Annotated in this window: 15 protein-coding genes; 8 read left to right on the top strand and 7 right to left on the bottom strand. The window is 42.6% G+C overall.

The genetic code is table 11. The features are described 5' to 3' along the window. Window positions 1-540 precede the first annotated feature (540 nt). From NIES592_RS03090 to NIES592_RS03065, 6 genes are all read left to right on the top strand, one after another. On the top strand, window positions 541-2,253 hold the full coding sequence (locus NIES592_RS03090) for a serine/threonine-protein kinase (protein WP_073554877.1): 1,713 nt from the start codon (window positions 541-543) through the stop codon (window positions 2,251-2,253). A gap of 259 nt (window positions 2,254-2,512) precedes the next feature. Beyond that, window positions 2,513-3,205 carry a dethiobiotin synthase gene (gene bioD / locus NIES592_RS03085; protein ID WP_062248734.1) on the top strand — a complete coding sequence of 231 codons (693 nt, stop codon included), beginning with the start codon at window positions 2,513-2,515 and terminating at the stop codon, window positions 3,203-3,205. A gap of 88 nt (window positions 3,206-3,293) precedes the next feature. Then, window positions 3,294-3,515: a hypothetical protein gene (locus NIES592_RS03080; protein ID WP_073554876.1), complete on the top strand. Its 222-nt coding sequence runs from the start codon at window positions 3,294-3,296 to the stop codon at window positions 3,513-3,515. Between the two features lie 20 nt (window positions 3,516-3,535). After that, window positions 3,536-4,771, top strand: a complete 1,236-nt coding sequence (locus NIES592_RS03075; protein ID WP_073554875.1) for a M20 metallopeptidase family protein — start codon at window positions 3,536-3,538, stop codon at window positions 4,769-4,771. A 411-nt stretch (window positions 4,772-5,182) separates the two neighbouring features. Then, entirely contained in the window at window positions 5,183-5,677 is a 495-nt protein-coding gene (locus NIES592_RS03070; protein ID WP_062248740.1) for a hypothetical protein, read from the top strand. A 6-nt stretch (window positions 5,678-5,683) separates the two neighbouring features. Next, a complete protein-coding gene (locus NIES592_RS03065; RefSeq protein WP_073554874.1) occupies window positions 5,684-6,058 on the top strand; it encodes a hypothetical protein in 375 nt (124 codons plus the stop codon). 38 nt (window positions 6,059-6,096) lie between these two features. Here the strand turns inward: NIES592_RS03065 and ilvN are convergent, their stop codons facing one another. The 5 genes from ilvN to NIES592_RS24890 all read right to left on the bottom strand — a co-directional run bounded on the left by ilvN (window position 6,097) and on the right by NIES592_RS24890 (window position 10,187). Further along, window positions 6,097-6,618, bottom strand: a complete 522-nt coding sequence (gene ilvN, locus NIES592_RS03060; protein ID WP_009756687.1) for an acetolactate synthase small subunit — start codon at window positions 6,616-6,618, stop codon at window positions 6,097-6,099. Window positions 6,619-6,701: 83 nt separating this feature from the next. After that, window positions 6,702-7,313, bottom strand: a complete 612-nt coding sequence (locus NIES592_RS03055; RefSeq protein ID WP_073554873.1) for a molybdenum cofactor guanylyltransferase — start codon at window positions 7,311-7,313, stop codon at window positions 6,702-6,704. Further along, entirely contained in the window at window positions 7,297-7,683 is a 387-nt protein-coding gene (locus tag NIES592_RS03050; protein ID WP_256678051.1) for a bleomycin resistance protein, read from the bottom strand. The genes NIES592_RS03055 and NIES592_RS03050 overlap by 17 nt, the downstream gene beginning before the upstream one ends. A gap of 144 nt (window positions 7,684-7,827) precedes the next feature. Next, a complete protein-coding gene (locus NIES592_RS03045) occupies window positions 7,828-9,885 on the bottom strand; it encodes a thioredoxin domain-containing protein (protein ID WP_073554872.1) in 2,058 nt (685 codons plus the stop codon). A gap of 146 nt (window positions 9,886-10,031) precedes the next feature. Next, complete coding sequence (locus NIES592_RS24890; RefSeq protein ID WP_009756690.1) at window positions 10,032-10,187, bottom strand: hypothetical protein; 156 nt, start codon at window positions 10,185-10,187, stop codon at window positions 10,032-10,034. 284 nt (window positions 10,188-10,471) lie between these two features. On the opposite strand from NIES592_RS24890, the gene clpP reads away from it, so the two are divergent. Further along, the gene (gene clpP / locus NIES592_RS03040) at window positions 10,472-11,077 is read left to right on the top strand and encodes an ATP-dependent Clp endopeptidase proteolytic subunit ClpP (RefSeq protein ID WP_062248750.1); all 606 of its coding nucleotides are present in this window, start codon (window positions 10,472-10,474) and stop codon (window positions 11,075-11,077) included. A gap of 523 nt (window positions 11,078-11,600) precedes the next feature. On the opposite strand, the gene NIES592_RS03035 is transcribed toward clpP, so the two are convergent. Beyond that, complete coding sequence (locus NIES592_RS03035; protein ID WP_073554871.1) at window positions 11,601-12,464, bottom strand: hypothetical protein; 864 nt, start codon at window positions 12,462-12,464, stop codon at window positions 11,601-11,603. Between the two features lie 865 nt (window positions 12,465-13,329). Further along, entirely contained in the window at window positions 13,330-13,599 is a 270-nt protein-coding gene (locus NIES592_RS03030) for a hypothetical protein (RefSeq protein WP_062248754.1), read from the bottom strand. 3 nt (window positions 13,600-13,602) lie between these two features. On the opposite strand from NIES592_RS03030, the gene NIES592_RS03025 reads away from it, so the two are divergent. After that, window positions 13,603-15,951, top strand: a complete 2,349-nt coding sequence (locus tag NIES592_RS03025) for a ribonuclease R family protein (protein ID WP_073554870.1) — start codon at window positions 13,603-13,605, stop codon at window positions 15,949-15,951. Window positions 15,952-16,069: the final 118 nt, after the last annotated feature.

The following is a 16,069-nucleotide window of genomic DNA, read 5'->3' as shown; positions in this document are numbered from 1 at the left end:
TGATACATACCTCCATGAAACTACAAGGTTCTAATTTTTTTGTGGTGAACACACTCTTACTAGCTCACACCTGTAGTCGGGATTTTTAGTTTGCTCTAAAAAACCCAAGTCTAAATGGATTTGTTTGATGAACTACTTAACTTTTATGCACCCTATTCACAGAGATAGGAGAAGACTATTCTAGTTTACTTAGTAATCGTTAAGAACACCTATAAATGAATCAATTATGGACGGCTGAATATTCTATGATACTAGCTGCAAATTAATACATTAGCAGACTTGTTAGATGGTTTTCCATCACCAAGGAAAAAGAAATGAGCAACAAGCTCAGAAAGCAATGGGAACTAAAATAGTAATTTTTTTATCTTTTTTACTATTTTGTACTGGAAAATGAGTGTGAAAATAGACTATGAGCAAGTTTGTTAGGAATTTACTTTAATATACTGACAAATACAGCAGTTGACAAACTGCAACTGTTGGGTATGATTTTTTGCGGGTGAGTTCCTCCGAGTAGTGCCGTTACACTCAATTAACTAAAAGATGCAACCACCAATTTCAGCTGGTACTGTTCTGCAAAATCGTTATAAGATTATTCAAATTCTTGGTCAGGGGGGATTTGGTAGAACCTATCTGGCAGAAGACCAGAGGCGCTTTAACGAATTTTGTGCCATCAAAGAATTAATTCCTAACACAGTAGACCCTGTTGCTTGGCAGAAAGCACAAGAGCTGTTCCTCCGAGAAGCAACGATTTTGTATCAAATCCAACACCCACAAGTGCCACAATTCCGGGAAAGATTTGAACAAGACCAGCGATTGTTTTTGGTGCAAGACTATGTAGCCGGGAAAACCTACCGTACTTTGCTTGATGAGCGTAAGGCTGTTGGTAGTGCGTTCACGGAACAAGAAGTATTACAATTAATGCGCTCTTTGTTACCTGTTTTAGAACATATTCACAGTCGAGGCATTATTCACCGCGATATCTCCCCAGACAATATTATTTTGCGTGATCTTGATCATAAGCCAGTTTTAATTGACTTTGGGGTAGTAAAAGAACTAGCAACACGATTGCAAGCTGGTAATCCGACAGCACCAGCAACCTATGTCGGAAAATTGGGTTATTCCCCCAGTGAGCAAATGCAAACAGGACAAGCTTACCCCAGTAGCGACTTATATGCATTGGCAGTTACCGCGATCGTATTGCTAACTGGTAGAGAACCGCAAGAATTATTTGATGAAAATCTCCTGAGTTGGAATTGGCAACGCTGGGTAACAGTAAGTCCACACTTTGCCCAAATTTTAAATCGGATGTTGAGCTTTAGACCAGGCGATCGCTTCTCAAGCGCAACAGAAGTAGCCCAAGCATTGGACTCTCCAGGACAACAAACACCCCTAGTTCCGGCTTCTATCCCAATTGCACCCAATCCTGGGTTGTCCAACGTACAAACAGTCCCGGTTGGTCGTCGTCCTGAACCAGCATCACCATCTGCACCTGGTACACCAAGTCACACAATTCCCGAACCCAGTACTAGGTCATTTTTAGATAACCCATTGGCAATTGGATTAATTACTGTTGGGGTGGTGAGTATAGCAGGAATCGGTTCTTGGGCACTGGTACGTACTCTTCGTGGTACACCATCACCACAACCAACCGAAGTCCCAACCCAAACTTTCCCTTCTCCAGTAGTTCCTGACAATTCTACAACTTCACCCACACCGACAGTTACACCCACCACCAACGAGCCGACAATTATAAGTAAACCCCTTGCTTTAGATACATCTGGCACAACCCAAGTAGAGGGTACAATCGCCAGCAATCAAACCATCCGCTACACTTTCCGAGGTCGGAAAGGGCAAACTTTAACTGCGGTGCTGGCGCAAGAAAGGGGTGTTGTATTAACAGTTTTAGACCCAAATAGAGAACCAGTTGAAGCTTCTGCTGAGAATACCACCTTCTACCAAGGCACTTTACCTGTTAGTGGTAGATATGCGATCGACTTAACTCTATCTCCAGGAAGTTCCGAAAGCGACTACAACCTCAATATCGAATTAGAAAACCCACCTCAGCCCACACCTACCGAAACCCCCACCGAAATTCCAACGGAGATACCTACAGCAACACCAACCGACATCCCAACAGCAACACCCACCGATACTCCATTGATACCTTTTCCTGATCAGAATCAAAATAATCAGCCTACTGATGACACATCTAACCCAGATGTCAATCCCACAGATATTTTGCCAAGAAGGTGAGTTAGTAGTTAGTAGTTAGTGGTTAGTAGTTAGTGGTTGCAAATCAGTTAACAGTAGACAGTGAACAGTTATCACCTTGGGAATTACCTGATAATTGATAACTGATAACTGGTCAGTGGTTAGTGGTTGGTTTTTAATTATTGTTCATTCGACAAGTCAACTCAACGATCATGTATATTGACATTATTAAAGGGCTAGCAATAATTCAAATTCAACCTTCCCCTGCTAACTACTATCCACTAACCACTAACTATTACAATTGAACGCACTACTAATTACAGGAACAGACACAGAAGCAGGCAAAACTGTTTTAACCACAGTATTAGCAGCCTATTGGCAAAAATATTGCTCTGGCCGTAGCTTGGGTATTATGAAACCCATACAATCAGGAGTAGGCGATCGCGAATGGTATCAACAGCTATTTAGCTTGGAACAATCTGCTGAGGAAATCACACCTTTGTATTTTCAAGCACCCCTAGCCCCCCCAATTGCCGCAATTAAAGAAAATCGCCATGTAGATTTAGCAGTAGTTTGGCAAGCTTACACAGCCTTGTGTCAGCGTCGAGATTTTGTTTTAGTAGAAGCTTTGGGTGGATTAGGCTCACCCGTAACTGAGGAATTAACAGTAGCAGATTTAGCAGGTGAATGGCGTATACCTACGGTGTTAGTCGTACCAGTAAGATTAGGTGCGATCGCTCAAGCTGTAGCAAATGTGGCATTAGCAAGACAAACACGAGTCCAACTGGTAGGAATTGTTCTAAATTGCATCCAACCCCGCACAGATGATGAAATCGCCAACTGGACGCCAGCAGATTTAATTCAGTCTTTGACAAATATCCCTGTTTTAGGCTGTTTGCCCTATTTGGAAAATCCAGCCGAGTTAGACAAACTAGCCCAAGTAGCGTCAGATTTAGATTTAGAGTGTTTGTTATTAACAGGGAATAGGCAATAGGTCAGGTAAGAGGAAACAGAAAACAGCTTGAAGAATGTGTAATTCAATTTACGCCTGATGTGAATTGAATATGGAGACGTGATATTCCTTGCGCCTGGTAAAAAAGGTTTTTTTAGAAATCGACCACCGATACACACCGATAAACACAGATAACACAGATGGATCTTTCATGGGTGGTTGGGTGGTCATTGGTTTGTTGAGTATTTCCCATGATCTATTAGCGCCTTTGTTAATTCACATTAGACGTAATTTATTAGTTATTAGCAAAGAACAAATGACAAATAACAATTCCGACTCACAATATAAATAACCGACAGTAATTTAAATAAAATGGTTTCCACCTTTCCCAACTCTACCAATGTTGACTTATCTCGCGTTCGCCTATCGATTCGTTCATTGGAACCCCAATTAGTCGAGTGGCGACGTAGGTTACATCAAAAACCAGAACTCGGTTTTCAAGAAAAACTCACTGCTGAATTTGTCTCTGGGAAATTACAAGAATGGGGAATCGAACATCAAACTGGGATTGCTAAGACTGGTATCGTTGCGATTATCCAGGGTGAGAAACAACCAGAAGCATCCAATCCAAAATCGAAAGTCTTGGCGATCCGCGCGGATATGGATGCTTTACCCATACTCGAACAAAACGAAGTACCCTACCGTTCCCAACATGATGGGATCATGCACGCTTGCGGACACGATGGACATACTGCGATCGCTCTTGGTACAGCTTATTATCTCCAGCAGCATCGTCAAGATTTTGCCGGGACTGTGAAAATGATCTTCCAGCCAGCAGAAGAAGGGCCAGGAGGCGCAAAACCAATGATTGATGCTGGGGTGTTGAAAAACCCAGATGTGGACGCGATTATCGGTTTGCACCTGTGGAATAATTTGCCTTTAGGGACAGTAGGTGTGCGTGCAGGTGCATTAATGGCGGCTGTAGAAACCTTTGACTGCACCATTTTTGGCAAAGGCGGACATGGTGCAATGCCCCATCAAACTGTAGACTCAGTAGTAGTTGCAGCCCAAATTGTCAATGCTCTACAAACAATAGTGGCCCGTAACGTCAATCCGATTGATTCAGCAGTGGTGACAGTCGGTGAACTCCATGCTGGAACAAAGTGCAATGTGATTGCAGATACAGCTAAAATGAGTGGTACTGTTAGGTACTTTAATCCGTCTTTGCGAGGCTTTTTCGCCCAACGAATCGAGCAAATTATTGCTGGAGTTTGCCAAAGCTATGGTGCTGATTACAACTTTCAGTACTCGGAATTATACCCAGCCACAATTAATGATGTAGGGATGGCGGAACTAGTGCGATCGGTTGCGGAAGAAGTGGTAGAAACGCCTGTGGGTATTGTACCGGAGTGCCAAACTATGGGCGGTGAGGATATGTCCTACTTTTTGCAAGAAGTTCCTGGTTGTTATTTCTTTTTAGGTTCTGCTAATCCAGAGAAGAATTTAGCCTATCCTCATCATCATCCCCGTTTTGATTTTGATGAAACAGCGTTGGCGATGGGTGTGGAGATGTTTGTTCGGTGTGTGGATCAGTTTTTGAATCAATAAATGTCTCAGAAAAAAGCCCCGGCGATTGGAAATCGCTACTACACATACGAAACCCGCCTACGCGGGTTTCAATATGGTATCATTCCTCTGTTCAGACCAGCCTGTAGGTGCAGTCCTCCCGTAGGCTAGGGCTTTCTGCCGCCCAGCCTCGACTGTGCAAGAAAGGTAGGCAACATTGGCTACTAAAACCATCATAAATAAAGCACTTTGAGAAATCAGAACAACTCCGTGCTTAATTTTTGCTTACTTAGACTGTATTTGATCTAATTTAAAAATCTCTCATGCTTTAAGAGAGATAGTTTCAGCGCAAGCGAGTTTTAATCCCTATTGACCCCTGATGAATAGTACGTACAATTATACGTAGATAAATATTAATTTTATGAAATCGGCGTTGACTAAAACGCGTAACCTATGTCTATCGGCACTTTCGGTAATATCTACTCAGATGAGCTAATTACTGCCACTGAGTTAAATCGTCAGCCTGGGCGAGTTCTGGACAAAGCTTTGGAACGTCCAGTGACAATTACTCGTAATGATCAGTCTTTTGCGTTGTTGCGCCGGGAGGAAGTAACTTCTCTGGTGAAGGCAGCTACTCAAAGTAAAGCTGTTTTTGAAGTATTAACTGTCGCTTTTTCTCTATTACTAGGGAAAGAAATCGGCTTTGAGCATCCTTATGGGTGGTTAAGCGTGTTTGAAGAAGATGATCTGCAAGAGTTTATCAAAGAGCTAAGTGAGGCTTTTCGATTGATAGATTCTTCAACCACAGCATGGGAGATGATTGACGCGATCATCCATGAATGGCATGAAAGCGCCATTGCGATCGCTAGTCCTGAACTGGCAGCAGCTTTTAGTGCCGAAACTGATGAGGTACCATTAACCAAACCAGCTGCCGGGAGTGCTGTGTGAGAGAGTATGTCAGATAATCCCCCAGAAAATCCAATAGTGGAGAATTTGGAGCCGCCAGAAGTTAAACTGACGGCTCCTGCATTATTTGAGATAGAAAGCACTTGGTTGGTAGTAGCCAAAAATCGTCGGGTAAATCGGGATTGGGAAGCTTTAATGCAGCGCCACCCAGAAAACACTCTTCGCTGTTATGAGGATTTATGTACTGCACCAACCACTAGACAGCCCGGGCGTGTTTTCCCTTTGAAGGGCAAACTCTACAAGAGGGCATGGGAATACGAGGTGACAAAAGGGGACAGAGTATTTTACGTTCCTGATAAGCAACAGTTGAAAGTCGTCGTTTACTATGCAGGAAAACATCCTTCCCCTGCACCCACACCTTAATAAAATAATTATGTTTTGGTAGCTGTATCTACCACTTGCTAAGAAACTTTGGCTTCCAATGATTTTAGCAACTCTGTATTCACTCCTGATTCACGAGTTAAAGCAATTTTGCCAGTGCGGGCAATTTCCTTCAAGCCAAATTTTTGTAACACTTGCACGATCGCGACCATTTTACCTGGATCACCGACAACTTCTAAAGTTAGGGAATCTTCTGCGACATCCACCACTCGCGCCCGGAAAATTTGAGCTAACTCGACTATCTCGGAACGGGTGTTGCTGGTAGCATTCACTTTGAGTAGCATTAATTCGCGTTCTACACAGGGAGTTTCAGTAATATCCTGCACTTTCAGAACGTTGATCAGCTTGTATAGTTGCTTGGTCAGTTGTTCAATTACACGATCATCACCTGGTACAACCATTGTGATCCGAGAAACTCCTGACTGTTCTGCTGGTCCGACAGCAAGGCTTTCGATGTTAAAGCCACGACGGGCAAATAAACCAGAAATGCGGGAAAGAACACCCGCTTCATCTTCTACAAGTACTGATAGGGTATGTTTCATGTCGCCAACAGAGGCTAGGGAGAGGATTGTATGGATTTTAGATTGCAAGCCTGGATCATATATTTTAAACTTAAACGCCCCTCTCAAATCAGACTATTGAAGTTAAAAAGCATCTGTTGATCAACCAAAGGTAATACTTGCACGGGATATTGCTTCAACCACTCCTGAAATGATCGCCCACCCTGCTGAATATACTTATTTAATTCTGGTAGACAGCGACGGCGATAGAAACCACACAATGGTTCCCATCTATTATTTCTATAAACTAAAACTGCGATCGCTTCTTCTGGTACTTGCTGTAATCTAGAAATCCACTCTTGCAAAACTTCTACCCGCAATTTAGGTAAGTCACAAGCTAACAACAACACCCAATCTGTCGTTACCTGCGTTAGTCCTTGGGCAAAACCCACCAGTGGCCCGTGGGTTTTGAGTTCATTACCAGTTTCATCTGGTAAAGGTAATTCCTGGATAAACTGACTTTTAGGCGGTAGCAAATGCTGATAGCGTTCTGGCCAAGGAGTCACCACGTAAACTTGCTCAGTACAAGTCTCAGCAATTTGACAGATACGTTTCAACATCGGCACATCTTCAATTGTGATCAGGGCTTTATCCCTACCCATGCGCGTACTCTTACCACCTGCTAAAACGATAGCCGTCAATCTGAGTTGCCCAATTTTATCAGTTTGCTGGTTCATAGAACGTAATGCACACACCCGCTGGATCGATTATGGCAAACTCTTTCATTCCCCAAGGTTTGGTTTCTAGCTTACCGTTTGGGTGAATCATCTGTCCTCCCTTAGCCAGAAATTCGGTGTAAAGTTGTTCAACACCATCGACTAAGACGCGAAAAGTTGTCCATTCTGCCAGCTGTTTATCATCATTCTGGAGTAGAAAAATTGTCGCCCCGTCTCTTTGGACAATTGCCATGCTAAGAGGGTTGCCTTCTTTATGTATCGTTTTAAACCCAAGCTGCTGCTCATAAAATGTGATCGCTTTTTCCATGTCGCTTCCTGCTGGAATCATCGGGTTGATGTTTTTAAGTGCTGGTGATTTGTCCATAGTCATGCAATTGATTTCCTAGTAGACTTATCGCTTTTATAGTACAAAATTACTATAAAAGCAAGCAATAATAACCACCTAAGTTCGACGAATCTCTTCCCCGACACAGATACAAATCCTTCCCCTTATCCTCCTTGTCCGCGATTTCCTTCATCCCCTCACCTGACTTTGGCGAACTTGCTGCAACATTTGCTCTAAACTTGAGGCTGCTGGCAAACATTTCAATCCTTGACAAACTAAGCCAACACTGTCTTCTGGTAGTTTTGATGCGATCGCAAACACAACACTTGGTAAGTACTGAGACATGAGTGAGTGTATTTGCTCAGTTGTAGTGCGAATCAGGGTACTATTGCGATACCAATCCAAGGCTGTAAATAAACTCGGGCAGGCTTGGGGAGTACTATTCATCACAGAGCGAAAAGCATTTAAGCCTTGCTCTGCTAAATCTAAATAACGCAGGTTATCCGTAAACAGGGCAAGACGCACGAGATTGGCGATCGCTACTCCATTTGCTGATGGTGTCGCATTGTCTGTATAACTACGTTCGCGCACAATTAAATCTTGACTTGCATCACTTGATGTGTTAAAGTAGCCGCCTAATTCTACACTCCAAAGATATTCGTCAAATTCTTCTTGGAGAGCGATCGCCCTTTCTAACCATTTATTTTGTTCCGGGCTGCAAGTTTGCAAATCTAGCAGTGCTTTGATAAAAAAGGCGTAATCTTCTGATTGAGCTAATACAGTTGGTTGATTTTCATAGTTAAGTCGGTGGAAACGCCCATCTACAAACTGATGATTGAGAATGAAATCCGCGGCTGTGGTTGCTAGTTCTAAATACACAGGTTCTCGAAAAACAGCATACGCCCTTGCCAAGCCAGAAATCATCAAGCTATTCCAAGCAACAATCATTTTAGTATCTGTCACCGCCGGAATCCGACCAGGCCAGTTATGAGATTTAGCTTCTTGGTTGTTACGTGCGGGAAGAAATGTTTCTAGTGATTCAGGAGTTGCACCGTAACGCGCTACGAATAATTTTTTCAGGGCTGTTTCTACGGTTGCGCTCAGTTCCCCACTACGGCGTCTTTGTAAGACGTTTTTACTTTCAAAGTTACCATTAGCGGTGACTGTAAATTGTTGTTGCAATTCTATGAGTTCTTCAGCGCTCAGGAGTTGTTCTAGTTCACTGAAACTCCAGACATAAAAGGCTCCTTCTTCTGGTTCTGACTCCCCTGGGGAGGTGAAACTATCAGCATCTTGAGCAGCATAGAAATAACCTTCTGGGGCGGTCATTTCTCTTTTGAGCCATTGGACGGTACCAGCGATCGCTCTTTTAAAAGCAGGCTCTTCTATACCTGCACTCCAAAGATTGGCTAGATACTCTACAATTTGACCGTTATCGTAGAGCATCTTTTCAAAATGTGGTACTGTCCAGGTGGGATCAACGGTGTAGCGGTGAAAGCCTCCGCCTACATGGTCATAAATACCACCTAATGCCAGGTCTAATCCCCGTTGAGTACAAACTTGTTTGCCATCATATTCAAATGTCACTTCAAATCGTGTTCCGCGTAATGCTAATTCTGCATAGGGGATCATGGGGAAACTATTACCATATTGATTCGGAGTAATGATCCCCGTGCTAGTTTCCCAGCCTTTGTGTAATAACTCCTTGTCTTGAGTGGCGGTAGTACCTTGTTGCTGCAATACTGCGGAGGTTAGGAGTGATTCGAGAATTACTGCTTTGCGATCGCGTAGGTCTTGTTTTTCTGTATCGTAGTAGTGGCGAATCGCTTGTAAAACTTGTAAAAAGCCAGGACGTCCGTAGCGTGGTTCCACTGGGAAGTAAGTACCTGCGTAAAATGGTACTAAATCATCTGGAGATAAAAAAGCATTTAAAGGCCAACCCCCTTGACCACTCATCATTTGCAAAGCTTGCATGTAAATGCTGTCGATGTCTGGTCTTTCTTCCCTGTCTACTTTGATCGGGATAAAATTGGCATTCATGTACTCGGCAATGCCTGGGTCAGAAAATGCTTCTCCTTCCATGACAGTACACCAGTGGCAACTGGAGTAACCTATAGAGAGAAATATAGGTTTATTCTGTGCTTTTGCGGTGGAGAGTGCTTCTTCGCACCAAGGCCACCAATCAATCGGATTTTCAGCGTGTTTGCGGAGATAGAGACTCTTAGCTTCAGCAAGGCGATTAGTCATGATTAGACACTAGTATTTGCCTTCTCTGTTCAGTCTACCTCGAATGTTCTTTGTTGATTGTTGGTAGTCGGTTGGAAAATTAACAACCAACTACCAGCCAATAAGTGACAACCAAATCAACATACTTTTGATGCAACCAGTGATTTTTACTCTAAAGAACGCAAAAATGAGCTAGCCACTGGTATTGAAACTGTACCAGAGGGGGGTACTGCTTCGGTACTAATTTTAGTGTTGGGGTTGAGCCCGACGATCAGGTGCAGTAAGAAGGTAATGATAGCGGCTTGTACAAATTTTTCTAGCATGGCGATTTCCTCTGTTTCGGTCGATGTCTTCTAAATTCGGGATCGAATCTTCTAGATACACCTTGTAGTAAGGATCTACCCCATTAGGTAGATATAACCGGATTTTTTCAGTAAAATTATGGTATTTTTTACAAAACTTTGAAAAAATAATACCGACAAACTGCTGAGTCAATAGGGTAAGCACCATCTGCTATATATGACTACACAGTGGTTAACATGGTTTCGGAAAACAATCAGCCTTTGTAATCGATAGAATGTATCTACACTAGTTACAAGCTGGCTACATGATTCCTATCGTTATTGAACAATCAGGTCGTGGCGAACGCGCCTTTGATATCTACTCACGCCTGTTACGTGAGCGTATTATCTTTTTAGGACAAGCGATTGATGACAACGTTGCTAACTTGATTGTTGCCCAACTGCTGTTTTTAGACGCCGAAGACCCAGAGAAAGACATATATGTGTACATCAATTCTCCTGGCGGTTCGGTAACAGCAGGGATGGGTATTTTTGATACTATGAAGCACATCCGTCCGGATGTGTGTACAATTTGTACCGGATTAGCAGCCAGTATGGGTGCTTTTCTCCTTAGTGCAGGTGCTAAGGGTAAAAGAATGAGTCTTCCTCATTCTCGGATCATGATTCACCAACCTTTGGGCGGCGCTCGTGGACAAGCAACTGATATTGAAATTCAAGCCCGCGAAATCCTTTACCATAAGCGACGGCTAAACGAATATTTAGCCGAACATACAGGTCAGCCTTTGGAAAAAATCGCCGAAGACACAGAAAGGGACTTCTTTATGTCACCAGAAGAAGCCAGAGACTATGGCTTAATAGACCAAGTGATTGACCGTCATGCAGCTGGTAGCCGCCCAATGGCAGCTGTGTAGTCAGAAATAAGGGTTAAAAGTAAGGGTGAAAGGAAGTAAAAATTTCTTTATCCTTTAACTTTTGCCCTTTCCCCAGACGAGGCTATTTTATTTTTTGTTTACAAGAGTTTAGACGCCCCTGAAATTTGTTGAGTTTGAAGCTGGAATTTTAAGCAACTTGAATTCCAGCAATCATTTTTCAGTAAGCAAAGAGTAATGCAACTGTGATAATTGCTTTTTAGATATCACAGCCTTTACTTTACTGGTAAGTCTAAGGATAATTATTGTATTAATTTCGCCTATTATATACCAGTCTCATCTCAAATTCCATATTTTTAGTTACAGTTTTTTAGTAGTTGTTTGTCATTTGTCATGAGTAGTGAATATGAACCAATGACCTACAGCAGATTTGATTTGAGTGAGGTACAAAAGAACCCCATCCTTGCTACGCGCACCCTCCCCACAAGCGGGAAGAGTTAGGGAGGGGTGTACTCCATCTAGATGCAAAAGGCTGTATTACCAATTACCCATTACCATGAAATAATCAAAATCCCGCTAGCGGATCTACAGGTGTAGGCTGGGATTCTAAATATTTTAGGAAATCACGTAATTCTTCGGAATCAAGTAAATGGCGCGATCGCTTGCCATAGGTTTGAATTAAATAGTCTCTACCCTGTTCTGTCGTCCAACCCAAGCGCTGCATTTCGACTCCAATTTTGGCGATATCATCTGACTGATCCACAGGTTCGCTTTTCTTCTTTTTCCTCGTTGTAGGTGCTGGCGCAGGCATTACTTCATTTGGGGTATTGTTATGACTGCGTTGGGGAAAGAGTGTGACGTTACTAGAACCAATCTCTTGTAAAGGTTGATGTTCACTTTGGTTGTTGGAAATTACCCCAAAGTCTTCCGGTTGAATATCCAAGCTTAATTCTGGACTTGGACTCACATCTAAGTTTTGCTCAAAGTCCTGGCTGTTGGTTTCAATTGTGGGCGTTGCAGAAACAGTTGGTGGAATAGGTGTCCTTGGTTGTGTCTCCAGATTGGGGGTATCTATGCAACTTGGGGTGAAAGCAGAGACAGGGATACGCGGAGGTGTTGATGCGGGGAAATTTTCCTTTGTTTCAGCCACATCACTACTTTTAGTCGTCTTCGCCTCAGCCACACTCTTCGCCTCACTCAAAATTTCCATCTGTGGTTGTGGCGTAGTAGTGATTCCCAAAACCATCAAAGCCCTACTTCTAGCTTGATCTTCTGCTTCCTCTACTGTTGAGGCTGCTGCCATACCAGTAGCACGGGTGATACCTTCAATTTGTACGCTTGCCCGAACAATATATTTGCCGTGATCAATTTGCACTAATTCAGAGATTAAACTAGCTGTAGGATACAAGCTCTGAAGTTGAGCCAACATCATAATTTCACCAAATCTACGTTTTAATTATCAAAGGAAGCAATAGGGAAGAACAAAGAAGCTAAAATATGGAATCAGCAGGATAATTTTACCCAAGTGATAAAGCTGATAAATGAACTGTTAAGTATTGCTTTTGATTTGCCCACCCATTTTTGTTTGATTAGGTTGTGGATTCACTTTCGGGTATGGCCCCATTTTACTGAAGAAAGGCAGGGTCAGAGGGCATAAGCAAAAAAGTAATTTTTGATACAAACATAATCCTCTGTGCTCTGCCCTATGGTTTAAAGCCCCTGAATTTACTTATGTAAAATAAATAAACGCGTAGCAACTGTGTTAAATCCCCTGAATGTATTCGTGAGGTTGCATCTTCCTACATACACCAAACTGCTTAGCGTCTACCTACTTCTACCTTCTTAAACCTTTATTTATACTCATAGTTAAACCCTGAGTTACCAAAATGCTATTTAAAACTTAAGTACACTGATTGTAAAATTAAGATTTTTGAGTAAATATTGGTTACAACTAACTAAATTTAAGTGTTATTGCTAGCAATGCTATACTATTTAACCAATTTAATATCCAGAAATCTTTTCTGGAAGTACGACTAAATTTACAATAATGAAGTAATGGTTCGTCCTCACAGCTTGTTAAGCTGCTAACCTATTTGTTACTGATTCTACATATGGAACATTTAGGTTGCTCAGCAGTTTCTCCTAGTTAACAATCAGAGTCTAATCGCGAAAAGTACCTTTCAATTAGGCGATTGAACACCTGCGGTTTAAGGTGCGTAGCGCGTTTGGGCAGTTCTACTGAGAGCGATCCAAACACAGCCTCTCAAAAACCCGTTGCGTAAAAACCTAGCACTTTACCAACCCGACTTGGCAGGTGTTGGTTGGGAAAAGGGTATATTGGATTGACCAAGTGAAAGGACTTGAACGAACTGGTACTCTGAGATGATTGTGTAGCGCCCTACCTGTTGGGAAGTTCGTTTACCGCTAGTGTCTGTGGGTCGTGAGGTAATCAACCAAGAACCAGATTCAAACAATGGACATGTTGCAAGGGTGGGGGGAATCCCCACACGCAAATGTTCTTTACTCTCAACAAAAAAAGATGTTTTGACCAAAGGTCGGTTCACTGCATGGAATTTTCAATCGCTACACTCCTTGCCAATTTCACTGATGATAAATTGGTAGCTCGTAAACTTCTAGAAAAGAAACTTGGTTGTGAAGATGAAGAGAGTTTACAGAAACTTCACATCATCTTAGAGGTACTAGAGAAAATTGGCATTTTAGTGAAAGAACGCGGTAAATATCGCCGCATTACTGAAGAAGGACTAATAGAAGCTAAGTTGCGTTGTTCCAGCAAAGGCTTTTGCTTTGCAATTCAAGATGTAGAGGGAACTGAAGACATTTACATTCGAGAAAGCCATTTAAGTAATGCTTGGAATGGCGATCGCGTTTTGGTACGAGTTCTCAAAGAAGGTAGTCGGCGTCGTTCTCCAGAAGGAGAGGTGAAATTAATTTTAGAACGTTCCAACCACACCTTGTTGGCACGGATCAAACAAGTAGAAGGGGGCTATCGTGCTGTACCTTTAGATGATCGCCTACTATTTGAACTGAAACTGTACGCCAATGGTGTGAAATTGCAAGAAGCGATCGACCATCTCGCCCATGTGGAAGTTCTACGTTATCCACTAGCACAATATCCCCCACTAGGACGGGTTGTGCAAATCCTTGGTAGTGATGCAGAAGCAGCAGCTGATATAGATTTAGTTACTTGCAAGCATGACCTTTCCCGTAGTTTTCCCGAAAACGTTCAAGAAGCAGCCACCAAACTACCAAAAAGGATTTTAAAGGCAGATTTAAAAGAGCGGCTAGATTTACGTAACAAGTTTACTATTACGATACAGGGTAATAATGTTGACACCAAAACAGTAGAAAATGCCTTTTCCTTGGAAACAACTAGCGCTGGCAATTTGCAGCTAGGCTTTCACATCTGTGATGTTTCCCACTACGTGCAGCCAGATGAAGCACTTGATCGGGAAGCACTTAGACGGGGCAGATCGGTATATCTGGGAGATTTGGTTTTGCCAATGTTACCAGAAAACGTGGTAGAGCGGTGTTCTCTAGTAACGGGAAGCGATCGCCTCAGTATCTCTTGTTTAATTACCTTTGATCCAGAATCAGGAGAAGTACTGGAGTGGGAAATTCAACCCAGTGTAGTTAAAGTAGACGCTTCAGTGAATGCTCAGCAAGCAGAAACTATTCTTCTGGGTAAAAAAGTTACGAAAGTGCCTGCCGAAGCAGTAGAAATACTGCAACAGTTGAAAAAGTTGCAAGTAGTCCTGAAACAACAACGCACTGCACGCGGAAGTTTGCAGTTAAACCTGCCCACAAATAAAAACCCCTTCTATGATGAAGGTATTCTCGGATGCGTAGTCGAAAAAGATTCACCTGTGCGATCGCTGCTGACAGAGTTTGTATTGCTGGTGAACCAAATCATGGCCAATCACATGAGTGCTTTAGGTGTTCCCAGCATTTGGCGAGTCCAAGGCGCGCCTGATCCCGAAGATGTGCAAGAGATGCTGAAACTAGCGATCAATTTGGGCATCGAATTGTCACTAGAACCAGATATTGAGATCCAACCTCTGGATTATCAACAATTGACAAGGGTATTTGCCGAGTCGTCCTCGGAACAAGTTTTGACTTATTTGTTACAAGATACGCTCAAACAAGCAGTTTACAGCACCAATAAAGCACCACACTTTGGTTTGGCATTGCCAGAATATCTCCATTTTACCGCACCCTTACGACGTTACCCAGATTTACTGATGCAGAGGGTATATCACTCACTGCTAGAACACGGACGCGATCGCCGCAATACTCGTGTGAAAGAGCGTGTGAACTTGCGTTCTTCAACCAGCCACGGCGAAATTAACTGGAACGTCCTACCACCAGAATTGCAACAAGAGTTGCAAAGCGAGCTGACAAGAGTAATTACCCAAATCAACGACAGAGAAAAAGAAGTCCAAGAAGCCGAAACTGACTTAGAAGGCTTGCAAAGAGCCTCTTTAATGAAACAGCGCATCGGTGAGGTTTTCAATGGTGTAATTACAGGTGTCCAATCCTACGGGTTCTTTGTCGAAATTGAAGTACCACCAAAAGATGGAAATGGTGATCATAACGTACCTTTACGAGTAGAAGGATTAGTACACGTCAGTTCCCTCAAAGACGATTGGTACGAATATCGCGCCAGACAACAAGCCCTATTTGGCCGGAAAAATCGCGCTTCCTATCGATTAGGCGATCGCGTCGCCGTCCAAGTTAAAAGCGTTGATTACTACCGTCAACAAATTGATCTAGTTACAGTTGGCAGCGATGGTATTCCCTATCGCCAGGATATCAGCGTCAATGGTGAAGAACCAGATATGTACTTACCTGGTGACATAGAGCCGGACGATTTAGAATCCTATGAAGAGGATGAATAAAAAGCTGGTTAGTGGTTAGTCAATAGTAGTTAGTAGTAAAAAAAACCACTAACTACTAACTACTGTACGGGCGAAACATTTGTACCAAAATATTTAGTTTTGCATTTAAGATACTCAT

It is taken from the genome of Fischerella major NIES-592, from assembly GCF_001904645.1.
Classification (GTDB): Bacteria; Cyanobacteriota; Cyanobacteriia; order Cyanobacteriales; family Nostocaceae; genus Fischerella; species Fischerella thermalis.
This window is presented reverse-complemented; position numbering and strand designations above follow the sequence as displayed.